Annotated in this window: 24 protein-coding genes; 12 read left to right on the plus strand and 12 right to left on the minus strand. The window is 30.3% G+C overall.

Translation table 11 applies throughout. The features are described from left to right. Positions 1 to 12: 12 nt before the first annotated feature. Both KTC94_RS05120 and KTC94_RS05125 read left to right on the plus strand, forming a co-directional pair. Positions 13 to 1,092, plus strand: coding sequence for a MupG family TIM beta-alpha barrel fold protein (locus KTC94_RS05120; RefSeq protein ID WP_220320040.1), 1,080 nt, complete (start codon positions 13 to 15; stop codon positions 1,090 to 1,092). 33 nt (positions 1,093 to 1,125) lie between these two features. Then, positions 1,126 to 1,971 carry a MurR/RpiR family transcriptional regulator gene (locus KTC94_RS05125; protein ID WP_216302943.1) on the plus strand — a complete coding sequence of 282 codons (846 nt, stop codon included), beginning with the start codon at positions 1,126 to 1,128 and terminating at the stop codon, positions 1,969 to 1,971. Positions 1,972 to 2,169: 198 nt separating this feature from the next. On the opposite strand, the gene amrS is transcribed toward KTC94_RS05125, so the two are convergent. Both amrS and amrA read right to left on the minus strand, forming a co-directional pair. Next, positions 2,170 to 3,156, minus strand: a complete 987-nt coding sequence (gene amrS, locus KTC94_RS05130; protein ID WP_220320039.1) for an AmmeMemoRadiSam system radical SAM enzyme — start codon at positions 3,154 to 3,156, stop codon at positions 2,170 to 2,172. A gap of 11 nt (positions 3,157 to 3,167) precedes the next feature. Next, a complete protein-coding gene (gene amrA, locus KTC94_RS05135) occupies positions 3,168 to 4,541 on the minus strand; it encodes an AmmeMemoRadiSam system protein A (protein WP_220320082.1) in 1,374 nt (457 codons plus the stop codon). 851 nt (positions 4,542 to 5,392) lie between these two features. Between amrA and KTC94_RS05140 the strand changes: the two genes are divergently transcribed. Next, on the plus strand, positions 5,393 to 5,608 hold the full coding sequence (locus tag KTC94_RS05140; protein ID WP_220287075.1) for a Tn3 family transposase: 216 nt from the start codon (positions 5,393 to 5,395) through the stop codon (positions 5,606 to 5,608). A 218-nt stretch (positions 5,609 to 5,826) separates the two neighbouring features. Here the strand turns inward: KTC94_RS05140 and KTC94_RS05145 are convergent, their stop codons facing one another. Then, complete coding sequence (locus tag KTC94_RS05145; RefSeq protein ID WP_220320038.1) at positions 5,827 to 6,579, minus strand: hypothetical protein; 753 nt, start codon at positions 6,577 to 6,579, stop codon at positions 5,827 to 5,829. 518 nt (positions 6,580 to 7,097) lie between these two features. Continuing rightward, complete coding sequence (locus KTC94_RS05150; RefSeq protein WP_220287073.1) at positions 7,098 to 7,595, minus strand: hypothetical protein; 498 nt, start codon at positions 7,593 to 7,595, stop codon at positions 7,098 to 7,100. A gap of 312 nt (positions 7,596 to 7,907) precedes the next feature. Between KTC94_RS05150 and KTC94_RS05155 the strand changes: the two genes are divergently transcribed. Continuing rightward, complete coding sequence (locus KTC94_RS05155) at positions 7,908 to 8,444, plus strand: hypothetical protein (RefSeq protein ID WP_304518696.1); 537 nt, start codon at positions 7,908 to 7,910, stop codon at positions 8,442 to 8,444. A gap of 345 nt (positions 8,445 to 8,789) precedes the next feature. Here the strand turns inward: KTC94_RS05155 and KTC94_RS05160 are convergent, their stop codons facing one another. The 5 genes from KTC94_RS05160 to KTC94_RS05180 all read right to left on the minus strand — a co-directional run bounded on the left by KTC94_RS05160 (position 8,790) and on the right by KTC94_RS05180 (position 13,945). After that, a complete protein-coding gene (locus KTC94_RS05160; RefSeq protein WP_220320036.1) occupies positions 8,790 to 10,067 on the minus strand; it encodes a hypothetical protein in 1,278 nt (425 codons plus the stop codon). A 648-nt stretch (positions 10,068 to 10,715) separates the two neighbouring features. Then, on the minus strand, positions 10,716 to 11,309 hold the full coding sequence (locus KTC94_RS05165) for a sugar O-acetyltransferase (RefSeq protein WP_220320035.1): 594 nt from the start codon (positions 11,307 to 11,309) through the stop codon (positions 10,716 to 10,718). A gap of 308 nt (positions 11,310 to 11,617) precedes the next feature. Then, the gene (locus tag KTC94_RS05170; RefSeq protein ID WP_216303645.1) at positions 11,618 to 12,820 is read right to left on the minus strand and encodes a NupC/NupG family nucleoside CNT transporter; all 1,203 of its coding nucleotides are present in this window, start codon (positions 12,818 to 12,820) and stop codon (positions 11,618 to 11,620) included. A 379-nt stretch (positions 12,821 to 13,199) separates the two neighbouring features. After that, complete coding sequence (locus KTC94_RS05175) at positions 13,200 to 13,535, minus strand: cupin domain-containing protein (protein WP_216303644.1); 336 nt, start codon at positions 13,533 to 13,535, stop codon at positions 13,200 to 13,202. A gap of 155 nt (positions 13,536 to 13,690) precedes the next feature. Next, positions 13,691 to 13,945: a hypothetical protein gene (locus KTC94_RS05180; protein ID WP_220287069.1), complete on the minus strand. Its 255-nt coding sequence runs from the start codon at positions 13,943 to 13,945 to the stop codon at positions 13,691 to 13,693. A gap of 195 nt (positions 13,946 to 14,140) precedes the next feature. On the opposite strand from KTC94_RS05180, the gene KTC94_RS05185 reads away from it, so the two are divergent. The 7 genes from KTC94_RS05185 (at position 14,141) to KTC94_RS05215 (ending at position 19,453) form a co-directional block, all read left to right on the plus strand. Continuing rightward, complete coding sequence (locus KTC94_RS05185) at positions 14,141 to 14,575, plus strand: MarR family winged helix-turn-helix transcriptional regulator (RefSeq protein ID WP_220320034.1); 435 nt, start codon at positions 14,141 to 14,143, stop codon at positions 14,573 to 14,575. 19 nt (positions 14,576 to 14,594) lie between these two features. After that, on the plus strand, positions 14,595 to 16,025 hold the full coding sequence (locus KTC94_RS05190; protein WP_220287067.1) for an MFS transporter: 1,431 nt from the start codon (positions 14,595 to 14,597) through the stop codon (positions 16,023 to 16,025). A 294-nt stretch (positions 16,026 to 16,319) separates the two neighbouring features. Next, on the plus strand, positions 16,320 to 16,853 hold the full coding sequence (locus tag KTC94_RS05195) for a cysteine hydrolase family protein (RefSeq protein WP_216303641.1): 534 nt from the start codon (positions 16,320 to 16,322) through the stop codon (positions 16,851 to 16,853). Between the two features lie 288 nt (positions 16,854 to 17,141). Next, positions 17,142 to 18,116, plus strand: coding sequence for a hypothetical protein (locus KTC94_RS05200; RefSeq protein WP_220287066.1), 975 nt, complete (start codon positions 17,142 to 17,144; stop codon positions 18,114 to 18,116). Between the two features lie 5 nt (positions 18,117 to 18,121). Beyond that, the gene (locus KTC94_RS05205) at positions 18,122 to 18,667 is read left to right on the plus strand and encodes an RNA polymerase sigma factor (RefSeq protein WP_216303639.1); all 546 of its coding nucleotides are present in this window, start codon (positions 18,122 to 18,124) and stop codon (positions 18,665 to 18,667) included. Continuing rightward, positions 18,643 to 18,960: a hypothetical protein gene (locus KTC94_RS05210; RefSeq protein WP_216303638.1), complete on the plus strand. Its 318-nt coding sequence runs from the start codon at positions 18,643 to 18,645 to the stop codon at positions 18,958 to 18,960. The genes KTC94_RS05205 and KTC94_RS05210 overlap by 25 nt, the downstream gene beginning before the upstream one ends. After that, positions 18,944 to 19,453 (plus strand): hypothetical protein, encoded by a 510-nt coding sequence (locus KTC94_RS05215; RefSeq protein ID WP_220320033.1) that lies wholly within the window; start codon positions 18,944 to 18,946, stop codon positions 19,451 to 19,453. Before KTC94_RS05210 ends, KTC94_RS05215 begins: the two co-directional genes overlap by 17 nt. A gap of 345 nt (positions 19,454 to 19,798) precedes the next feature. Here the strand turns inward: KTC94_RS05215 and KTC94_RS05220 are convergent, their stop codons facing one another. From KTC94_RS05220 to KTC94_RS05230, 3 genes are all read right to left on the minus strand, one after another. Then, the gene (locus tag KTC94_RS05220) at positions 19,799 to 20,767 is read right to left on the minus strand and encodes a DUF2087 domain-containing protein (RefSeq protein WP_220287110.1); all 969 of its coding nucleotides are present in this window, start codon (positions 20,765 to 20,767) and stop codon (positions 19,799 to 19,801) included. Positions 20,768 to 21,186: 419 nt separating this feature from the next. Further along, the gene (locus tag KTC94_RS05225) at positions 21,187 to 21,981 is read right to left on the minus strand and encodes an ABC transporter permease subunit (RefSeq protein ID WP_216303635.1); all 795 of its coding nucleotides are present in this window, start codon (positions 21,979 to 21,981) and stop codon (positions 21,187 to 21,189) included. A gap of 18 nt (positions 21,982 to 21,999) precedes the next feature. Continuing rightward, positions 22,000 to 22,917, minus strand: coding sequence for an ABC transporter ATP-binding protein (locus KTC94_RS05230; RefSeq protein WP_220287108.1), 918 nt, complete (start codon positions 22,915 to 22,917; stop codon positions 22,000 to 22,002). Positions 22,918 to 23,237: 320 nt separating this feature from the next. Here KTC94_RS05230 and KTC94_RS05235 point away from each other — a divergent pair, with 320 nt between their 5' ends. Then, on the plus strand, positions 23,238 to 23,528 hold the full coding sequence (locus tag KTC94_RS05235; RefSeq protein ID WP_220320032.1) for a hypothetical protein: 291 nt from the start codon (positions 23,238 to 23,240) through the stop codon (positions 23,526 to 23,528). Positions 23,529 to 23,536 lie beyond the last annotated feature (8 nt).

The raw sequence follows: 23,536 nt of genomic DNA on the forward strand, positions 1-23,536 counted from the left end.
GGAGGGATTTTTATGAGTTATGGTTTTTCTATTTATTTTGGACTAGACAATACAAAGGAAGAAAATATAAAGTTATTAAATGAGGCCCATAAACTTGGATTTACTAGAATATTTACCTCATTTCATATACCAGAGGCAAATTATAGTATCTTAAAGACTGAGGCACAAGAATTTTTCAAATTGGCTAAAAAATATAATATAGATATAATAAGCGATATTTCTCCTAACACATTTAAGTTTTTAGACTTAAATGATATGGATTTGAAGGGACTATTTGATATAGGGGTTAAGACTATAAGAATAGATTTTGGATATACAGAAGAAGAAGTATCTAAAATGAGCAAAAACACTTATGGAATTAAAATACAACTAAATGCATCAACAATAACTAAAAAGTTTTTTGAAAACCTAGATAGATATTCCCCTAATTATAAAAATGTTGATGCATTACATAATTTTTATCCAAGAGTGGGTACAGGTATTTCAGAAGAATGTATGAAAGAAAAAAATTCTATTTTAAGTAAAAGAGGAATAGAATCTTCTGCTTTTGTACAATCAAATAATAGAAAAAGAGGCCCATTATATGATGGCCTACCAAGTTTAGAAGATCATAGAGGTATAGAAGTAAGAGAGGCTGCGAATCATTTGTTTGCATTAGGAAATAAATCTGTATTTATAGGTGATTCACTTCCAAGCAAAAAAGAACTAGAAGATCTATCTGGATTAAATCCAGATGCAGTAGAGCTTTTTATAGAATTAAAAGAATATGATACTGTAACCCTAGGATTACTTACTGAAACTTACACCCAAAGAGAAGATGAGGCTAGAGATGCTATAAGAGCTAGTGAAAGTAGATTAGTTCTTAATGGAAATAAAATAAAGGCCTTAAATACAGTGGATAAAAATTATGGAGATATTATTATAGATAACGAAAATTACATGAGGTATATGGGAGAATTACAAATATTAAAAACAAGTCAAAAGAGTGATTATAGGACAAATGTTGTAGCTTCTGTTTTACAAAATCATATTTATCTATTAAAATATATAAATGGTGGTAAAAAATTTTACTTTAATATAGTAAATAAATAGAGCTAACATCAAATGTAAATAGGGTGTGATATTATGAATGTATTACAATATATAAGGCAAAATTACGATAGTTTTACAGATAGTGAAAAATTAATAGCAAATTATTTATTAGAAACTAAGAAAAGTATTATATCAATGTCAGCTAAGGATATAGCCTATACTACTAAAACATCAGCTCCAACAGTGGTTAGGTTTGCTAAAAAAATAGGTTTTAATAGCTTAAATGAAATGAAGCTTAAGTTATCCATAAATTTAGATAAAATGGATCAAGATATAGGGTTTCAATACTTGGATAAAGATTTAGGAACAAAGAATATAATTCATGTAATAAAAAATTCAGTAGATTCTATCATGGAACAGACAGTTAGATTTTTAAAGGAAGACGAACTAGATAATGCAATAGAATTACTTATAAATGCTAAAAATATATATGTATTCAGTGTAGGAGTATCAGCTTTAGTAGGTCAAGATCTTTATTATAAGTTAAGCAGGATAAATAAGAGATGTATATCACATACAGATACACATTTGCAAATAACCTCATCTATACTAATGGAGCCAGGTGATGTAGCAATAGCAATATCCTACTCAGGGGAAACAAGAGAAGTTATTAAATGTGTAGAAAATGCAAAAAAGAGAAAGGTTCCAGTAATAGCAATAACAAAGGCTAGTGTAAATAATAAGATAGCTGATATCTCAGATGTAGTATTACGTGTGCCAGCAGTAGAAAAATCTTTAAGGGAAGGTGCAATTAGCTCGAGAATATCACAGCTAGCAATAATAGATATGTTATTTATAGGCATGGTTAGAAATAATATAAAAGAAGTTGAAGAAATCTTAATTGAAACAAGAGAAGCAGTTAAAGAATTGTATAAATAGGGGAAGTTAAGTATATTGGTGTGAAAAAACCAAGATGTTATATTGAATCAAAAAAGCCACAGTATATTTTTTACTGTGGCTTTTTTATTAGTTTGAATGTAGGTGGTCGGGTACCTCAACATCTATTAAATCTCTTGAAATAAAATCTCCAAACTATATTTATGCAAAATAAATTTAGCTTTGGAGATTATTGTTAATTTAAAGTATAATATTTATTTTATAACCACACTTTGGACATATATCATCACTAGTATTAACATGAAGCTGGCATCCCTCTCTTGCAATAAGCTTGTAACTGCACTTTGGGCAGTAAGTCGAGTTATCTGTGCCTGCTACATTACCTAAATATACGTAGTTAAGATATTTTTTTGCTATTCGCCTATCTTTATACATTACCTCAAATTTTGTAGCAGGATTATCCATCTTATAGTTTGGAAAATATCTTGATAAATGAAGTGGAATATCTTTATTTAATGAGGCAATAAATCCTGCAATTCCCTCAATTTCTTCTGCAGAATCATTTTCTCCATTTACGAGTAGAGTAGTTACCTCTACATGACACTGTTTTGATGCTATTTTAATAGTATCCATAACAGGTGTCACACTGCCTCCGCATATATCCTTATAATACTTGTTGTTTAACGCTTTTAAATCAATATTCATAGCATCCACATATGGAAGAAGTATCTTTAGAGGTTCTTCTTTAATATAGCCATTCGTAACCACCACTATATTTATATCTTTTACCGTTTCTTTTAATAGTTTTGATGAATTGTATACATATTCATACCAAATAGAAGGTTCATTATATGTAAATGCTATCCCAATATTACCTTCCAGACTTTTGCATATTTCCACTAATTTTTCTGGTGGTACATATTCGCTCTTTGCTCTCCCTTGGGATATGGAGTAATTTTGGCAAAACCCACAGCTAAAATTGCAACCAAAGCTTCCTACAGAAAGTATATTGCTTCCTGGCTTAAAATGATATAGTGGTTTTTTTTCTATGGGATCTTGAGCCATAGAAGTTATTTCTCCATAATTTATCGTATAAAGTTTTCCCTTGCTATTTACCCGTACATTACATATGCCATGAGCGCCTGATGGAATATGGCAATTATGAGGGCAAAGTTTGCATTTAACTACCTCTCCTTGTTTTTCATAAAACAAAGCTTCTTTTTCCATAATTACCACTCCTATTTATGCCTTATAACCTCAAACTTTTCTATAGAATATTTTTCATTTGGGGAAATTGATGCTTTATTTAATACTATACTTATTTGCTCCTCTATGGTATTAACACCAGCAAGATCTGGTAATAGTAGTCCACTCTTTCTACCACTTCTCACAATAACTCCATATTTTTTAGGATCTAATTGTTCTTTTATAGCTGCTATAGGCTCCGTTAAAACATCTACGGAAAACACAATATCCTCAAGTTCTCCCTCCGATACGTGACTAAACCTTGGGTCCCCTTCTCCTGCTTCAATGGCATTTCGCATTATTTCACTTGCTACACTTTCTGTTACGGGAAAAATTGTACCTATGCAGCCCCTTAACTGTCCAAATTTTTTAAGAGACACAAATACCCCTCTTTTATTATTTATCATTTCCTCTGTTACATAGTTTGGTTGATCCATGGAATTACCCTCTATTAGATAATGAGTAAGACTTTCTCTGGCAAGCCTAACATAAACATCTTCGTTATTTACTCTTTCCTCATATTTTTTTCTTTTTTCATTAGTAATTTCTGATAATATATCTCTATCACTGTTTTTAAGGTCAAATTTCATTACCGCATAGCCCACTCCGAAGGTGCCTTCATAGGAAAGGAGTTCTCCCTTTATTTCATTACCTTCCATTGCTCCAAGCATTATATAATAAGACCTTAAGCCACATTCTCCAGCATTTTCAACCATTTCTGTATTTATATTAAATACTCCTGATACATCACCCTTTGTTAATAGACTTATTATTTCGGCATCAAACACTTCTCCATAGGGATTATAATCATAAGGTCCTTCATCTTTAAGATGATGTGAAAGATCACCACTTCCAATAAATACAGCATTTTCATTGCTCTCCTCTATTGCCTCTTTAATGAGTTTACCAAATTTATATAACTGTATAGGACTAAGCCCCCCATAGGTAATATGAACAAGCTTAAAAGAATTATACCTATCAACAACAAAGTACAGTGGAACTATGCTGCCGTGATCTAATTCATATTCTCTATCGTATTTTTTAAGAAAACTTGTGCTTACTTCTACCGTTGGTATATTATTACTGCGTGCCTTAGCCATAATTTTCCCTGTCAAATCCATGTCTATTTCAAAATTCATAGAAACTTTTGACGCCCCAAATTGCTTTAAATTTCCTGAAATAGAACTTTCAAAAGAAAGAGCTATGGCATCTGAAAACATAGTTCCATGTGGTGTCACTACTATTATTACTTCTGGTTTTAACTCTGATATTTCGCCTCCAATGCGCACGCAAGCATCGTATGTGTTTTTTATCTTTTTTTCCTCTCCACGTCCCACTTCTGGAATTATTATAGGTGGATGTGGCATTGTATAAAAAGCTTTTATTTTTCCCGTTGTAATCACCTCTCCTATTCATTACTTTAAATATCATTTAAAAAAATATCAAGTCAGTATTCTAGCCTAATCTATTTTTATATGCATAAATATTTTACCCACTACTTAGTGTTCATATCCATAAAGGTTTTTTAGCATTAGCTTAGTTTGGCCACTTTATAATGAAATAATATGTTTTCAATTTCCTCCACAACAACAAAGTTTTCTATTCTTATACCATGCTTTCCGTTAAGAAAAGATTAATTACCATGTGTATTTCTACTATTGTTAATATTTTTCTATTGATTTTTATAATTATTGCTATATTAAATACATAATCTTTTTAGCCAATTTAATTTACATCCTTATGCTTTACAAGGTTTAAAGATGGTAGAGAATGTTGTAGGGGAACTTACGGAAACTGGACTCAGTAATGCCAAGCTATTAGGTATATTAAGAAATGGATACGAGAAAGTCTGTTAAATATAACATCTCATTATATGGAATGATTTTGTATCAAATATGGGGGCATTTATAGCAATGGAACCGAAACGGCAGTATGACTACCTTTATTTGTAAATATATGATTAGATTAATCTTGCTGAGGATTACCGTATTTTTTACAAGTAAAGTAATCTAGTGCGATAGATAAATAAATTAAAAATACAGGCCATAAGCAGTTGTGATAGTAATAATAAAACTCTTTTCTAAGATTTTCTTAACACTATTATTTACAACAAACGCCAGTACACTATCACCTCACCAAATGTTTCCTGGAATAACCATGCAAGTTTTTCTCTAAGAACCTCTTCCTTAGAGCTACCAACATTAGAACCCCTATCAAAATGTTCCTAAGAGGTGGACATCCAACCATACTGGGTCATGCAATTGGAGAATTTGGACTAATTTTTAAGACCACTCATAAACTATCATTTTTGGATGACAAAGATTATCGTAGGCGTATTTTAGCACAGCTAAACCGTGGAGAATCAGAAAATGGTCTTAAAAGAATCGTTGTATACGAAAAAAAGGCATTGGATGCTATCAGAAATGAACATTAGTTAACACATAAAGTATTATAATAACAACCTCTTTAGAGCAAGGAAGTTGTTATTATAGTAAAAATAAAAGTCAGATACGATTGGTAAGTACTAATAATTGATCTCTTAATTAGTTGGTTTGATTTTATATCCACTTTTTTGTCCACCCGTTTTACAAAGATTCAGAGGCGCCGTACCTATAGCCCCTTATTATCCATAGATTTTCAACAAAAATAAACTTAAAAATAAATAGATTCAATCTTTAATTTGTTCTTTGCAATATAACATAGGAAAAGCATGCTAATAACATTGATTACAGGTAATCCCATAGAAATAGTGTATAATATACGAATTTTTTTATTTGCTACTGCTACTGAAGTTACTCGAATAGTTCCATTTACAGATGTTATAAAGAATATAACTGCTAAAGTTAATATAGAAATTATACAAATTGCTAGAATAACATAAAGCTGTGCAGCTGCTGGAAAAAGCAATACACCCCATATGAAAAACCAAGAGAAGGTACCTAAAGCGTCTTTTCCATAATTTGAAGTGTTAATTATCAAATTAATTGCATATATTATGAATATTAATGTTGGTATTATATAAAGTATGTTACCAAAAATAGAATACTGTAAAAGTCTTACTCCTGAGCCAATTTTCTTAGCACTGTAATTTATATCTTTACTGACAAAGGTAGACCCTGGGAATATATTAACTATACCTAAAATTACTATTACAGTTAATAGTATCTCCAAAGAATATATACATCTCGGAATTGAAAGTGATAAATTTTCAATAGAATAGCCTTTATATGGTGAAACTAATGCAGTAGGAATGACTAACAAAATAATAGGAAATAATCCTAGCATAATATATATTATTTTAGGATTTATTATTTTTATTTTCCTTGTAATAAACATAATAGTTATTGAAAGTAAGATAATTCCTCCAATTAAAACTAGAAAAACCATAATTAAAAAATCCTTCATATTTTACGCATACCTCCGAAAACAAAATTATTCTACAAGTAATTACTATAAATATACTGCATTCATACTTATTCTACATTTTTCTTACAATACCTCTAATTCTAAATATGCAAAAATATTAATATATTCGTTGTTCCAATTTTTCTACATATCTGTAAACATGAATAAAATTAATTTGTTTCCATATGACATTGTTGGGTAATGTGGACTTCATTATTAGTGAAGTATTTCTCATCTGTTACCTCCCTTTGGAATTACTGCTTTTCGCTTTATTCCTGTTGGTTTGAACCATGGTAGCTTTTGCTTTTTCTAACGTTAATAGTAATCGTTTCTATACCCCAAGGAGGATTGTGGGCACTATAATATATACATTAAAAATTTTGAAAGCCGCTTTTAAATTAAACAAAATCATTCTTTGCTCAAAATGTATCGACCCGCAGGATATTTTGTACCGGACCAAGCGCTATAACCCTTACATAGTTGCGCTATGTAAGGATTATGCCATTGAAGTCTGCTTATTATTGCTTTGAAGATTCCTTATATTGAATCGTAAACTTTGATTGTGCATTACCTAAAAATACGATTGTTCCATTTTTAGACAATGTAACCTTTTTAATACCTGTAATTAGAGAATCATTCACTAAAACTCCATTGCTATCATAAACTACAAAGGCTGTATTCTTCGGTATATCTACAGTAATTTCCTTACCAGCTGATTCCTTATCTATTTTATACCAGCTAGCATATCCGTCTTTCTTAATTGTAAATTTGAATTTATTCTTTGTTGGAAAAGTTTCAATTGCATCTTCTGATACATAAGTAGCACCACCTGCCCTTAGGTATTCAACCTCATCCTTTTTATAAAATGTGTAGTCCAATAGGTCACGTGATAATACATCTGGACCATCTAATATAGCAACAGCTGAATTATTATCTATAATTTTGTTTAAGCGAAAATATCCATCAGGCCCTTTCGTAAGGCTAACTTGTACATCGGGACATTCCAACATATACATTAATGAAGAGTATTTTTCATTTATTAAGAAATATTTCTTCCCCTCTCTTTTTGCCCAAGCTTGTGAAACACTTTCTGTTAACTTATTTACTCAGTATACATAAAATTATTGGCTCCTATGCCGGACTCGAAAATAAATTTTTATCTTTTAAATTGCATTAAATGTTCCAATTGTTTATTATTTTCAATTTTAATACTAGATAATTAATCACAGTATATTTTTATTTGAATAACATAGAGTAGCAGTTAGAAAAACTGATACTGCTAGGAGGTAAAACTATGTATAGTTATTGGCACGCTGATATGAGCGAATATGATAAACAACAACGTGAAAAGTCCCTCATACACGATTGTAATGAATGTAAAAGACATGAATGCAATGAATGTAATAGACGCGAATGCAATGAATGTAAAAGACACGATTGTAATGAGTGTAAAAGACATGAATGCGATGAATGTAAAAGACACGATTGTAATGAATGTAATAGACGCGAATGCAATGAATGTAAAAGACACGATTGTAATGAATGTAAAAGACATGAATGCGATGAATGTAAAAGACACGATTGTAATGAATGTAAAAGACATGAATGCGATGAATGTAAAAGACACGATTGAAATGAGTGTAAAAGACATGAATGCTATGAATGTAAAAGACACGATTGTAATGAATGTAAAAGACATGAATGCAATGAATGTAAAAGACATGAATGCGATGAATGTAAAAGACGCGAATGCAATGAATGTAAAAGACACGATTGTAATGAATGTAAAAGACATGAATGCGATGAATGTAAAAGACGCGAATGCAATGAGTGTGATTAACCATCTTAAAAAATTTGACAAGTAATAAATGTATTCATAAATAAAACCTATTATATTTATGAATGATTGATATAGATATGAATAAGCTGCTTTACACAAGCAGCTTATTTTTCAAATAAGCCTTGCATTAAAATACAATTGAGTTATATTCGGGATAGCGCCAACATTTTCGACAAAACCCACGCTATGGTTTTAATGTCAGCTTTATGGAAAACTTATCTTGCTACTAATAAGCTCTGCTGTAATATTTAAAATGAGGACTTTAGCTTTATAAAATAAAGACCTTGAAGCCAGTGAACTTAAAACTTGTGAAATAGTTCATAAATATATTGATAGTCTATACTTTGAGTTTAACCTATATCGTAGATTCTTATTTAGAAATGTACCATTTACTTTGAGATTTATACATATCCTTATATTTCTGAAACTTTTGAAATACACCTGAAGTATTTTTAAATATACTTCCTTTAGAAACATATCGAGTATCATGTCCATTAAATTCAACTATTGCAACAGTTTCACCAGGTTTTATATCAAAAGAAACATGTGATAGTGAATTTTTAGTACTTCCAGGGTAAACAAAAGAAACATCCTCTATATTTATTCCAGGAATCCCCTTTGTTTTTACATCTTCTCCTTTACATTCGTCCATGTCAAAAAATCTTATAAGATTTTTCACAGTACCAATCTTTGGAAGTACGCTGCCTATATTCCAACATATCATTTCTTCCATCATTCCTATAAGCATATCTAAAGATCCAAATACTGCACCAAAAGCACCTATTGATATTGATTTATCTAATGCACATTTTACAAGAATCAGAAGAATTATAATATAACCGCTTAAAGTTAAAAGCTTTAAGCTGAATTCTATAACTGCAGATTTTTTCTGAGTTTTGAAAGCTTCATTATTAATTATTGATAAAGCATTTTTATAAAGTTTTTTAAAGTATCCAAAACATCCTAAAATTCTAGTTTCTTTAAAATATTCCCTATCCATAATACATTTTTCATAGTATTGGTATTCTCTCCTTAATGGAGCAACTTTATCTTCAAGATTTGCAAAAAGTTTAACTTTTAACACCTGTGCTAAAGTTACTGGAACAAATATAATAAATATTGATAGTACAAGTATAGGCTTTAATTTGTAAAGATATATACCCATAATCACAAAATACGGAATATACACTAAAAGCACACCAAGTAGTACGTCCATTGCAGACATTCCTCTGTTAGCACCCTCTTCGGCTTTATTTATATCATCAAGGAAAAGAGGATTCTCAAAATCAATAGGATTCATTTTTGAACTTTTTATATTGATTTTTTTTATTATTTTCCCAGATACTTTTTTAAATAAATCTTTGTATACTACATTTGAAGCTCCATTCAAAATTTGAACGGTTACAATACATCCAAATAATAAAAAAATCTGGATTAATAAATTTACAAATGTTATTTTACCTAAAATATAATTAGACACGGCATCAAAAAGGTTACTTATAGCTATAGTATTTAATGCTAAAAATATTCCTAACAAAATTTTTATCAAAGAATATATAGATATATATATAGGACAAGCTTTTAATGTAAAAGTTAGTAATCTTTTAAATATTTTAAACAGAGAAACATCATCTTTTTTCTTTATCATAACCATCAATCCTTTTTATATTAACAATAGAGTATGTTAAAAAACTAATTAATTAGTTTTTTACATTCCAATTTAAAATGCAAAATTTAAGAATTACTTTTTTACTGCGTTATGGAAAAGCTTTATTTGATTTTACTCGCAAAACGCGGGGAATATACGTTAAGACAGTTATTACTAAAAATATATTTTATTATAAATTTTAGTTATGCATACTTACACTACCGCTCTTAATTGTCCATCCATCAAATTACTCCAGAGCCACTCATTCTAGAGCTAGATGCAGTCATTGACATTGTAAGATTTGTTCCAGTAAAACTTCGGGTTATTCCTCATCTAGTAGTATCAAAACTTAAAGTAGAAGCGTAGCTGCTCGCAAATACTACAGTTGATATTACCAGAATTACTAAAAGTATAGCTGCGGAACAGATTTTTTCGTTTCTTATTGGTCATATTTATTCCCCCTTTTATATATATAAAGTAACTCCATACATAAAATAGATTCCATGTCGTTTATAAAAAAGCTTTAACTTCAAATTATATTTTGTTGCAAATTTCAGGAAGCATACATGCTGGTGTACAAAAAATAACACCGCTATCTATCCGGTGTTATTTGTAAATATCTATTTTATAGGGGAATCTTATTTAATTTTAAAGTTTAAAGTTTTTAAAGTAGTATTTCTTATCTTCCTCTGTAACTTCTCTTATTATTTTACAAGGATTACCTACAGCTATAGAATTAGATGCAATATCTTTAGTTACAACGCTACCAGAGCCAATCACTACATTATCACCAATAGTAATTCCTGGATTTACTATAACACCACCTCCTATCCAAACATTATCGCCTATATTAATTGGAAATGCATATTCAAGTGCTGCATTGCGTGGTTCAAAATGAATAGGATGACCTGCGGTAAAAAGGCTTACGTTTGGTGCAAACATAACATTATCACCAATTGTAACCTTAGCGCAATCTAAAATAGTACAATTGTAGTTACTATAAAAATTTTCTCCAATAGAAATATTATATCCATAGTCACATCGAAATGGTGATTCTATATGGAACCCACTCCCAACTACACCTAATAATTTCTTTACAATTTCCATTTGCTTCTCACCTTGGCTTGGGCGTAGAGTGTTATAGTCAAATATCATTTCTTTTGCATATTGGCGTTCAGATAATAGTTCTTCTTCGAATGCTTTATATGGTTTTCCACTTAACATTTTTTCTTTTTCTGTCATAGCCTCTTCCCTCCATATTATATAACGCTTGAAAATCGCATTTTCTCTTATTATTTTACCATATTTACTGTAATTTAAATCCAAAATACCAATAAATATATTTTCAGATAATTTGAACTGAAAAGTTGTAAAACTAGTTTATTATGTTTATATATAGAACATTGAGAAATCTCGAGATAGGGAAATCATTAAATGTACTATAGCAAATAGAAAACTTCAGTTTACAAAAAAAGATATGGGCTTCATTTTAAACTATGAATCCCATATCTTTTTTTATATTATTATTTTATATGACTAACTTTAATATTCTATATTGCAATAATTAAACCTACAATTAATGCGCTTAATATACTTACACAGAAACCACCTATCATTCCTCTAAAAGCAAGTTTTGATAGTTGTCCTCTCTTATCTGGACAGAATACTGATATTCCTGATACACAGATTCCCATACTTGATATGTTTGCAAAACCTGTTAATGATACTGCAAGCATAAGTCCTGTTCTATAATCTAATGTGCTAATTACTTTACCAAGTTGTCCAAATGCTACAAACTCATTTAACGCCATCTTACTTCCAAGTAATTGCCCTGCAAGTAATACTTGGTCATTCGGAACACCCATTAAATAACCTATTGGTGCAAATGCATATCCGAGTATTCCTTCCAGTGATACTCCAAAGATTCCAAGAAATCCATTAAGCATTGCAACTAGTGCTACTATTGCTATAAGTACTGCACCAATTCCAAGAGCCATATTAAGCCCTGCAGATGCGCCTTCTGAAATAGCTGATATTAAGTTTTCATTATCACCCTTATTATCTATTTTTAAATTCTCTATTTCACTCGCCACTTCTGCCTCAGGAATTAATATTTTAGAGATAATTATACTTCCGAGTGGCACTAATGTACTACCAATTAAAAGATATTCCATAGGTATTCCAAGACCAACATATCCCATTATTACACTAACGGACATACTACCCATACCTGATACAAGCACTAGCATTATTTCACTTTCAGTCATTTTAGGTAGATACTTGCTTACAAGTAATGGTGAATCTGTTTGCCCTAAAAACATATTTGCTACTGCCACAAAACTTTCTACTTTGCTTGTTCCAATAACCTTTCCTATTGCTCCACCTATTATTTTAATTACAAGCCCTAAAACTCCTAGATAAAATAAAGCTGAAACCAATGCTGATACAAATATTATGTTACCTAATACTTGTATACCAAATACCATTCCTGTTGGTGCAGCTCCGTCTGCTAATGATCCAAATATAAAGTTTAACCCCGCACTACCATAGTTTAAAACGTTACTAACCCCATCTGATACATTTTGTATAACTACCCTTCCCAATGGAACTTTAACTAATAAGATTGCCACTACAAATTGTATAGCAAATGCCTTAATAATTAATTTCTTATTAATATTGACCTTATTATTTGATACTAGATATAAAACACCAAATAACATTACAATCCCTAATAAGTTTCTTATTATTATCATAAATTATCCTCCACCTTTTCCTTATTCTTATACAATTTTACTAATTATTGATAATTTAACCCTTTAAGAACCTTCAAAAATAACAAGTCAATACGCTTGTCTATTTTTCAGCATGCCTTATTAGTTTATTTTATACAACTATTTTAAAATCTTATAACTATATTATACCAAAGGCTAGTAATTATTGGTGTCTTTATTTAAATAAATTGTCGAATTTAATAAAATAATTTAAGTTTCTAAAAAAATAGGATACTGCAGCTACTAGCCCTTATTTATTTTCTGGCAAACAAAAGCACTAAAAACTAATCAACAGAAAAGTTTTCAGTGCTTTTTTTAATTAAATCATATGCGGAGCTACTATTGCTACAACCTTAATTATTTAACCTTTTATCACCGTTAAAAGCATTTGGAATCTTACGCGAGCTTCAAGTCCATGAGGAACATTAGAAGGCATGATTATTGTTTCGCCTGCCTTAACATTGAAAATATCATTATCTATGGTAATTTCCGCTTCACCATCTAATACTTGAACCATAGCGTCTCCAGGAGTTACGTGGGTGCTGATACCTTCTCCTTTATCCAGTGAGAATAATGTAATACTCACAGATGGTGTCTGCGCAATCGTTCTACTTATAACCTGGGCCTCTTGATAAGATATTAAATTCTTTAAATCAATTACTTTTGAGAATTCTATATTTTTAATTAAGCTTTTCATACTGTTACCCCCTTAAATTCTTTAATTACAGTATATTACTATTAGTGATAAAAGTCCGTAACTTACGTTACCTTTTATAATAATTATCGGCAGTTGCAGTCTCCTTCAGAAAATTTCCCGGGGTATATTACCAAATTGCGGCACAACTTATTTTGCTAACTTTCTTCTACATGATCAATATAGTCAACATTTTTTAATTCGGATAAAGCATCTTCTACTGATATATCATCTATGATTCTGGCAGTAAGAATTAAACCTCTCTCTATACCTTCATCCCACTGAAAATCAGTCATAACGGCATCAATACCTAGATTTTCAGCCATGTCTTTTGCACTAATCGTATCAGCTTTATAATCTTCAAGCCCCTCTTCTGTTATTGTGACATCATAAATTGTACTTTTCATTGACATTTTATACACCGCCATATCATTAATATTTTTTAACCTACTATATATATATAATGTTCTACAGAAATCTTAAAATATACCTGTATTTTTGGTTTAAATATATGGTTGACGAGTCAACAAAATCGTTCTATAATAAGGTTGACTTATCAATTAAAACAAGAAGTTTTTTAATATACTTGAGTATAAGGGGGTTAAATTTTGAAAGAAGATATAATACATTTAATTAAGCTCAATAATAAAATTTTTAGAACCACCCAGGTTTATTTGGATAAGGTGTTAAAGAAATATGAATTAAGCAGTGGTTCTTACCCATATTTACTTGTATTAAATGAAAATGAAGGTATAAGCCAGAATAAAATAAGTAAAGAATTAGGTTTTGATAAAGCAATGTCAGCTAGGACTGTCACAAAACTTATAAACCTTGGATACTTAGATAGAAAAGAGGATGAGGCCGATTCTAGAGCATATAAATTATATTTAACACAGGAGGCTAAGATTATAATTCCAAATGTGCTCAATGAAATTCATAAGTTGGAAGGTCTAATAACAAATGATTTAAGTGAAAAGGAGAAAGTTATTACCCTAGATTCATTGAATAAGATTTTAAATAATATGAAAAATTTTAAATTATAAGGATAAAAGGAGAATATAAATGGAAGCAGCAAATAATAGCATTAATAAACATAGATGGGTAATTCTAATTATAATTGTAATGGTAGTTTTTATGTCTACCCTAGATAGTAGCATTGTAAATGTAGCTTTACCTATGATGGCTAAATCTTTAAATGTGACATCAGCAGGTATTCAACTGGTAGTAACCAGTTATTTAATTATAATTTCAGCAACTATATTAGTTTTTGGAAGATTGGGGGATATAGCTTCTAAAACAAAGATATTTAAGTTTGGTATAGCTTTATTTACACTTGGTTCTTTATTTTGTGGAGTAACAAGTTCACTGTTTGTTTTAGTCCTAGCTAGAGTAATACAAGCCGTAGGGGCCGCAGCCACTATGGCAAACAGCCAAGGGATTATCACTGCAGTATTTCCATCAAATGAAAGAGGGAAAGCACTAGGAATCTCAGGGTCCTTCGTGGCACTTGGAGCTTTAGTTGGGCCCCCACTGGGAGGATTTATAGTACAAGCCACTAGTTGGGAATATATTTTTTTAATAAATGTCCCAATAGGTATAATAACTTTACTTTATAGTTTTAAGATACTTCCTAAAGAACACAAAAGAGCAAAAGGAAAATTAGATGTGCCAGGAGCGTTATTGTTTATGTTTGCTATAGTTCCTCTATTTGTAGCTTTAGGTAAAGGTCAAGAGGTTGGATTTACTCAGCCCATAATTTTATTAGGGTTTTTAATCGCAATTATTTCTTTTATTGTATTTGTTATGGTGGAAAAGAAATGTGAAGACCCTTTATTACAGCTAGAAATTTTCGAAAATAAATTGTTTTCACTTAGTATATTTTGTGGATTCATATTCTTTGTAGCCATCTTTTGCTCAAGTATTATTCAACCTTTTTATCTTCAGGATGTGATGAATTTTTCACCTTCATCTACTGGTTTATTACTTATGATCTATCCATTAGTTTTGTCTGTGGTGGCACCTCTTAGTGGACATTTCTCAGATAAAATAGGCTCAGAAATTTTAACTTTTATTGGGTTAGTAGTTTTAAGTTTAGGTTTAATATTAATGTCAACTCTAAATGAGAAATCTTCAACTATAAGCATGGTAATTTTTATAGGGGTTATGTCACTGGGTACTGGGTTATTCCAATCACCTAATACTTCTTTAATAATGTCAACAGTATCAAAGGATAAGCTAGGCATTGCAGGGAGTATAAATGGACTTGTAAGAAATTTGGGAATGGTATGCGGCATAGCTTTATCTACTACTCTTTTGTATAGCATGATGAGCTATAAAATTGGATATCATGTAACAGATTACGTAGTAGGAAGAAATGATGCATTTATTTACGGCATGAAAACTGTATATATAACTGCAGCGGTTATTTGTATGATTGGGGCAATTTTAACCTCTTTGAGATTATTTAATCGAAAAGATAAATTAGAAAACTAAAAAATACCTGATCTACACAATATTATATTCCCGTATCAATAGTATTATTGATTGTGTTATTTATTTTTAAATTAATAGTTTTTATACGTACCGCCAACATTCACGACAAAATCCACTTTAAGACATAAAATTGATATAACATGATAAAATAACGGCGAAGTCAACTAACGATATATATGAATTATGCATTAGGTATTCAATCTGAACATATTTTTCTATGGAATGTACATTATTAATAGTATAATTAAGTAAATATTAGTCTTATATAGATTAAATTAAAAAGGAGATGTAACTATGAGAAATACAGCCCTTTTAGTTGTAGACGTTCAAAATGCACTAGTCTTAGCCAAGCCTTTCGCAGTAGAAGAGGTCATTAGTAATATAAAAAAATTAATTAAAACATGTAGAGAAAAAAATGTAGAAGTAATTTATATTCAACATACTGATAAAATTGGGGGTGAATTAGAGCCTAATTCAGAAGGCTGGAAAATCTATGGAGAAATAAGTCCTGCTATAAATGAAACGGTAATAAGTAAAACTTTTAATTCTGCTTTTAAGGAGACAATTTTAAAAGATTATTTAGATAATAAAGGTATTAACAAATTAATTATGACAGGTATGCAAACAGAGTATTGCTTTGATACTACTTGTAAAGTTGCATTTGAGTATGGGTTTAAGTTAATTATACCTGAGAAAACAAATACAACATTTAATAATGGAAATATATTAGCTAAAGATCTATATGAACATTATAACTTTAATATATTTAATGGAAGATTCGGTATTGTAGAATGCCTAGATAATACAATAGAAAGATTAATAGGTTAACTAATAATAAAGCTATCCAATATAACGAAATTTATATTGGATGGCTTTTTTATTTTATTTATAGCTAATATTTGATATTATAGCCAATTAGCCTCTAACCCCAATATCGGAATTAGTGATGGACAAGAAGTTATACCTATTATGGTATTCTATTAGACTACTCCCAAGGTCCATGTACCTACATTTTAATAATATAATAAAAAATTCCACAAAATTTAAAAAAGTCTGTGGGTTTTTTCATAGTACATACGTCTAAACCTATGAGAACTAAATTAAAGGGGGATTTTTATGAGAAAAATAGGTACGATTACTTCTTCAATAGGGCTAATTTTTCTTGGTATCTGGATGATTATATATATGAATAATCCAGAACTTGGTAAGCAAATTTTTATATGGTGGCCTGGGATTTTCATTCTACTGGGAGTAGAGATATTAATACAGTCTAATAGAAAGCATGAGAGCTGTAGAAATCAATTTAATTACTTGACGATTTTAATTATATTTTTGTATTTAGGAATAAATGTATTCCTTAATTTATCCGGAAAATTTGGAAGCATAATAGATAAAGTTGGGTCTGGCATTGAATTTAACGACGAAAACTTTAAAATAGGTTCTTTAAATAACACAAAAAAAATAAGTGCATCTAAAACCTTATCTATTAATGGAAATAGACTTGTATTTAAAGCTCCCAATGCGGATATTAAGATTTGTAGATCACAAGACCAAAATATAAAAATCCAAGCAGATATCTATGTGAAAGAAAATAGTTCTGTTAACGATTATAAAATAGCTGAGGAAAAAACTATGGAGGGGTATGAGGTTAATATTAAAGAAAGTTATATTAAACATGTCAAGGCATATATATATGTACCTTATGGATACAATTTAAAAATCGATGCTGCTAATTGTCAGATAAAAACTATTGATTCAAATATAAAATCTAATATAGATATTGATGCAAGTAATGCAAATATTTCCTTAGAGGGAGATATTGAAAAAAGTAATATAAATGTTTCTAATGCTAATATATATTTTAGAAATAAACTTTGTAAAGATATAAATATGAATGCAAGTAATGGTAAGATTACTGTATACACAGAGAGTAAGAACTTAAATGTAGACGCGAATATAAATAGTGGAGCATGTATAGTAAATGGAGAGAAAAGAGTAAATAAAGGAATATCAACAAAAATTGGGAATGGGGACGGTAAATTAAAAGTTGATATTGCTAATGGGGTAGTGAGTGTTAATAGTCAGGAGTGATTTTTTTGGAAGAACACCAAATAGTAGAGAGACTTAGAAACAAGGACAATGAGAGCTTTATTGAAATAGTAAATAAGTACAAAAGAAAGGTTATCTCTTTATGCTATGCATATACTCAAGATTACTTTGAAGCTGAAGATTTGTCGCAAGAAGTATTTATTGCCTTGTATAATAATATAGCAAAATTTAGAGAAGAATGTTCGTTATCCACATATATTTATAAAATATCAATATCAAAAGCTTTAGATTATAAGAGAAAGAGAAATCTAAAGGGATTTTTAACCGGACTTTTTACTAATAATATTCAACCGACGGAATGTGACATAGATGAGAAAAATCATGTCAGGAAATGCATATGTAGCCTTCCACGAGATTTAAAAGAAGCTGTAGTATTATACTATTATGTAGGGTTAAAGGAAAAGGAAATATCTAAGGTTTTAAATGTATCTCAAAAAACTGTAGAGGGAAGAGTTTATAGGGCAAAACAAAAACTGAGGATAGAAATTCAAAGGGGGGATATCGAAATATGCACGAAAAATGGGATGATTTAGATAGACTAATACTAAATTCCTTTGAAGAACATGAGCTAAGTAGCAATTATAATGAGAAGCTAATAAACAGAATTGAAAAGAATAAAAAAAGTTCAATAGATATTCCTGCTATGTCACTAATTGTTGCAGGGCTGACTATGATGCTGATAATTAGTACTAACTTACAATATAAAATAATTAAAACACAATGCAGATTAAAAACAGAAATTATGGTTGTGCAATATAAATATAATGAAAACATGAATGATTTAAAATATTTGATTGGAGATGGATATAATGCAAAAAAGAAATGATTTTTTAACCTTTATGGCAGCCTTAGTTCCTGGGCTTGGATATATGTACTTAGGACTTATGAAAAAGGGAATACAAGCAATGGTTATATTTTTCATGGTGGAACCCTTATTTAGATTTATTGGGTTAGGAGGATTAACAAGCGTAATTCAAATTCCACTTTGGTTCTATTTGCTCTTTGACACATTCAATATCGCTCATAAGCTTGATAGAGGCGAAAATGTATGTGACTCTGACTTTATATTTAGTAATTATCATAATTTCAATAAGAAAGAAAATCTAAATAATGATACTATAGAAAACATGAAAGACAAAAGTGGGCTAATAGTCGGCTGTGCATTGGTGATAATAGGTGTTCTTTCAATTATTAATAAATTATTTGGAAGTAATGCAATATATGATTTTATAAAACAGAGCATAGGAATATACTTTGTACCAGTACTTTTTATATTTATTGGGGTATATCTTCTAGTGAAGCCACATCAAAAGAAATAGTATAATTCCTTTATAACATTCCTATATGTCATCCCAAGCTATTTCCTATACAATAAAAAGTTATATTTTTATGAATGTACGATTTTATATTAAATCGTACATTCGTTTATGACGCAATTTAAGAAAACTCTGTCTTAACAGAGTATTTCATCTCCTTCAATAACAATCATAACAGAATATTGAGTTGAAAACATACCACCAGTTGTACTATATTGAATGTCCTTAATTTTCAATTTATTTAATTACACATTGTCCTGGACTTTTGAACCAGCATAAATGGCGACCTCTACAGTGTTTAATATCTTTTTCTGCTAAAAATACATTTACCGTTTCTGCCCCTAATATTTATTTATATAACTTTAGGTTCTCTCCTTGACTTTCAATCCACATATTTAAAAGATCTTTTAAATCATCAACCTTTTCTTTATCTGTAGATACCTCATTAGGTTTAAGTTTTTCTACAACTTTGAACTCAAAGGCATTCTCTCCGTAAGCAGCCCAATCCTCTTGTAATCTTTTAATTTTAATCCTACCTAAATTTAATTGAAACTTAATTGATTCAAAGGGCTTATATAAATTTGTACATATATTCACATTAGAATATCCATTAACCGTATTATATATTTGAATTATACCCATCTGTATTTCTTGCTGCTTATAGTTGTTTATAATTTCTTTTTTATTTATATTTCTCATGATATTTTCCTCACAATTCTTATAATATTTGCTGCCATCATTGGTTCTGCTCAAGTATCGATGGTCTACCAGGTACCGTCGTATTATTGCATCATCTTCATAAATAGTTTTAATGATTTTCTTTACTTCAGCTTCCGTATATTCTCTATCAGGTTCAAACAAATCAGCAAACCTTGGTAATAATGCTTTCCGCTTCTCTTCTTTAACAGGGAACACACGAAGCTTCGGATTTTTTATTTTTGGCATCTTTTCCTCAGCTAATTCCATAACCGCCAAAAATGCCCGTGCTTGTCTTGCCCTCTCTCTCAATGCAAATCTCATATTTCTTACTGTGGATTCTGCACATGCAAGCTTCATTGCTATTTCTTTGTCACTATATTTATTAGATACCATATCTAAAAACTCTTTTTGAATTTCAGTCAATCCTGTATATTTCTTGTCCAGCATCAGCAGCATTTCAATAGGAGTTCCATGATTTGCAGTATGAATATTTACACTTTCATCATTTTCGCCAATATATTTTCCACATATTAAACAAATAAATTCTGCTTTTTTACCATCCCATACATAACTTCTTTTAAAATCTTCAATAGTTGCACTGCGAATAAACTCATTCATATCTTTCTCCTGTCTATTAATTTCATAGACAGCATAACATTTTTTCTTTATTTTTGTCAACTATAAATTTGTAACAAATAAAATAAAAGGAGAACCCACATCATCAGAGGATTCTCCTTCTTTATTACTTCTCAAATATCTGTATATATTTCATCTAAAGTGAATTTCTACGTCTTTATTATTTTAATGGCTATCTCATTTATGATTATTGAAATACACTCTATATCTGCAATTTATTTAGATGATAATTTCATTATTTAAATTAAGCTATATCAATGCTTTCACAGAAAGCCTGTGTCATTTGTAATACGATTTATCCTATCTAATTCTAATCTTTCCAATATGCACTTAAGTCGTTAGATTAAATGGATAACAAAAGCAAGTGATAGTGGGAATGTAAATAGAACAATACCCTATATTTAAATCAGCTTCTCAGGAATAAATTTAGAAGAAATTCTCTTTATTAATATATAATCAATTATCAGGAGAACACCACCCGCTGTAAACATAATAAGGTTATTGAGCATAATTACACCTGTCATTTGACCTACCAATAGAATAATTACAGGAAGAACAAGAATGCCGCTTACCTGCTGTGCTTCCTGAAAGGTTTTTGACTTTGCTGATACCATTACAGTGAAGGTTAAGGATAACAAATTAATAGCAGGTGAAATCCAAAGTATTATAATGAGCCATTTTATATCTGGAAAAATAAGTCCTCCAAAATATATGAATCCACCTATATTGATTATTATGCCAAAAGCTATAAATGAAAGCAGGGTTATAATATAGGATGGTATAAAAACGCCTAAAATCTTTGCCCTTAGCAGTTGTTCCATGGATATTGGTGTATAAAGTAGTGTCTCCATTGTCTTATGTTCTTTTTCGCCTACTAAACTGCTGGCTCCAATAATCCCTGAACACATTATGGGAATTATAAGAAAGTATGATGGAAACATATAATTTATAGCAATTTTTATTACAAGTTGTGCAGGACTATATGCCTTATATTCAGAAGGTAGCTTTTTAAGAAGAGAGCCGAACCCTCTTAAGACATCTGAAGCATTCCCGATATAATTGACACCGATAATTAACGCCAAAGGTATAAGTACGGTGAGAACAATTGGTACAATAGCCATTGGCACAATTACCCGCTTTGAACTTGTTATCTCATTTAAATCTTTTTTAATTAATACTTTTTCATTTCTATTCATATTAATCCCCCCCCATTATTACAATGTTACACCGTCGGCTGTGCCTTTTATATACATAAAATACAGCTGCTCCAGGGACCATTTCTGTTGCAGCACCTCATAAATTTCTCCGCCGTTTGCTATTATATTATGTATAATAGCATTCACTTCGGCGTCCCCTGAAATAGATTTACTATATAGATTATGATCTTCATGAATAAGTCCAAATTTCTCTGAAATATTTTTTCCCCTGATTTTTAATTGAAGACTTGCATTTTTCTTTGACGCGAGTTCATCAAAAGTACCGAATCCAAGAATATTACCATCATTTATAAAGCCATACAATGTGCAAATATTTTCAGCGTATTTTAACTGATGAGTGCAAAGAAAGATTGTAACTTCATTTTCTTCTGCAAGTTCTTTTATAAGTTTTGAGACATTAAGTGCATTTTCTGGGTCCAAGCCAGAAGTAGGCTCATCAAGAAATAAAATTTGAGGATTGTGAATAATAGCTATAGCTAGAGAAACTCTCTTCCTCATCCCTGTACTTAAAGCTTTAACCTTCTTATTTCTTATATCTAGTAATTCCAGCCTTTTTAAAATGAAATCTATGCGCTGCCTCAGCAGCTTTTCTTCCATACCATGCATTCTTCCAAAGAATTTTAGATTTTCCTCAGCCGTAAGATTTTCATAGCAGGAAGAACTTTCGGTCATAACTCCACATAATCTATGGAGTTCAAGATTATGTTCATTCACAGGCTTTCCTAAAATTTCAGCATGACCTGAGGTTGATGAAAGAATTCCATTGAGAATTCTAACAGTAGTAGTTTTTCCCGAGCCGTTAGGACCAAGAAATCCAAATATTTCACCCTTGGGTATGCGCAGACTTATATTGTTTATTGCATTAGTCTTTCCATCATAAGATTTTTTAAGATTCGATATATTTATTGCATTCATTTTTTTCACCTCACAATTATTAAACGTACACTGGGACAAAAAGTTCAAAAAATTTACTGCAAGCATAAAATTTTCACTTGAGATAATTTTCCCAATAAAATCATTTACAATATCTAGCATTACATCTGAATTTATAATCCACTTCTCTCCTTTGGTTTTTCCCATCCGTGGTAAATAATATATATTCTTTTATATCCATCTCTATTATATGAATGTAATTGTGTATAAATATGGATAATATGTTATAATTTATATGGGATTAGGTTGAAGTTGTAACATTAGACCGTGTAACTTTTAAATAAAGAAAGGAGAAGATTTCTATGAGTCCTTTAGAAACAAAGAATTTATACAGAATTGAAATTACAGAAAGATGTTACTGCACACTGATTGGCGCGACAGGTAATGCAATGCCATCATTTGAATCAGTTGAGAAAAATGGCAATTATGGTTCAATCCCTATTGGAGTTAAAGGATGGGTGGTAGAAAAGTTTGGGATGAAATATTTTAGACCAGATGAAAACCAAGGGGGAATAGATTTGTTTACACCTTCAAATCAGCCAATCGTTCTAATTCCGTATTATAAAATAAGTGGCCATTATAAAAGGATATAGAAACCGAA

The organism is Clostridium sp. CM028 (assembly GCF_030585565.1).
Classification (GTDB): domain Bacteria; phylum Bacillota; class Clostridia; order Clostridiales; family Clostridiaceae; genus Clostridium_AD; species Clostridium_AD estertheticum_B.

Excerpts from the sequence above, each read along its gene's own strand:
- KTC94_RS05120 (WP_220320040.1), top strand. The coding sequence starts at position 13 with ATGAGTTATGGTTTTTCTATTTATTTTGGACTAGACAATACAAAGGAA.
- KTC94_RS05125 (WP_216302943.1), top strand. The coding sequence starts at position 1,126 with ATGAATGTATTACAATATATAAGGCAAAATTACGATAGTTTTACAGAT.
- amrS (WP_220320039.1), bottom strand. The coding sequence starts at position 3,156 with ATGGAAAAAGAAGCTTTGTTTTATGAAAAACAAGGAGAGGTAGTTAAA.
- amrA (WP_220320082.1), bottom strand. The coding sequence starts at position 4,541 with ATGCCACATCCACCTATAATAATTCCAGAAGTGGGACGTGGAGAGGAA.
- KTC94_RS05140 (WP_220287075.1), top strand. The coding sequence starts at position 5,393 with ATGTTCCTAAGAGGTGGACATCCAACCATACTGGGTCATGCAATTGGA.
- KTC94_RS05145 (WP_220320038.1), bottom strand. The coding sequence starts at position 6,579 with ATGAAGGATTTTTTAATTATGGTTTTTCTAGTTTTAATTGGAGGAATT.
- KTC94_RS05150 (WP_220287073.1), bottom strand. The coding sequence starts at position 7,595 with ATGTATATGTTGGAATGTCCCGATGTACAAGTTAGCCTTACGAAAGGG.
- KTC94_RS05155 (WP_304518696.1), top strand. The coding sequence starts at position 7,908 with ATGATAAACAACAACGTGAAAAGTCCCTCATACACGATTGTAATGAAT.
- KTC94_RS05160 (WP_220320036.1), bottom strand. The coding sequence starts at position 10,067 with ATGATAAAGAAAAAAGATGATGTTTCTCTGTTTAAAATATTTAAAAGA.
- KTC94_RS05165 (WP_220320035.1), bottom strand. The coding sequence starts at position 11,309 with ATGACAGAAAAAGAAAAAATGTTAAGTGGAAAACCATATAAAGCATTC.
- KTC94_RS05170 (WP_216303645.1), bottom strand. The coding sequence starts at position 12,820 with ATGATAATAATAAGAAACTTATTAGGGATTGTAATGTTATTTGGTGTT.
- KTC94_RS05175 (WP_216303644.1), bottom strand. The coding sequence starts at position 13,535 with ATGAAAAGCTTAATTAAAAATATAGAATTCTCAAAAGTAATTGATTTA.
- KTC94_RS05180 (WP_220287069.1), bottom strand. The coding sequence starts at position 13,945 with ATGTCAATGAAAAGTACAATTTATGATGTCACAATAACAGAAGAGGGG.
- KTC94_RS05190 (WP_220287067.1), top strand. The coding sequence starts at position 14,595 with ATGGAAGCAGCAAATAATAGCATTAATAAACATAGATGGGTAATTCTA.
- KTC94_RS05195 (WP_216303641.1), top strand. The coding sequence starts at position 16,320 with ATGAGAAATACAGCCCTTTTAGTTGTAGACGTTCAAAATGCACTAGTC.
- KTC94_RS05200 (WP_220287066.1), top strand. The coding sequence starts at position 17,142 with ATGAGAAAAATAGGTACGATTACTTCTTCAATAGGGCTAATTTTTCTT.
- KTC94_RS05210 (WP_216303638.1), top strand. The coding sequence starts at position 18,643 with ATGCACGAAAAATGGGATGATTTAGATAGACTAATACTAAATTCCTTT.
- KTC94_RS05215 (WP_220320033.1), top strand. The coding sequence starts at position 18,944 with ATGCAAAAAAGAAATGATTTTTTAACCTTTATGGCAGCCTTAGTTCCT.
- KTC94_RS05220 (WP_220287110.1), bottom strand. The coding sequence starts at position 20,767 with ATGAATGAGTTTATTCGCAGTGCAACTATTGAAGATTTTAAAAGAAGT.
- KTC94_RS05225 (WP_216303635.1), bottom strand. The coding sequence starts at position 21,981 with ATGAATAGAAATGAAAAAGTATTAATTAAAAAAGATTTAAATGAGATA.
- KTC94_RS05230 (WP_220287108.1), bottom strand. The coding sequence starts at position 22,917 with ATGAATGCAATAAATATATCGAATCTTAAAAAATCTTATGATGGAAAG.
- KTC94_RS05235 (WP_220320032.1), top strand. The coding sequence starts at position 23,238 with ATGAGTCCTTTAGAAACAAAGAATTTATACAGAATTGAAATTACAGAA.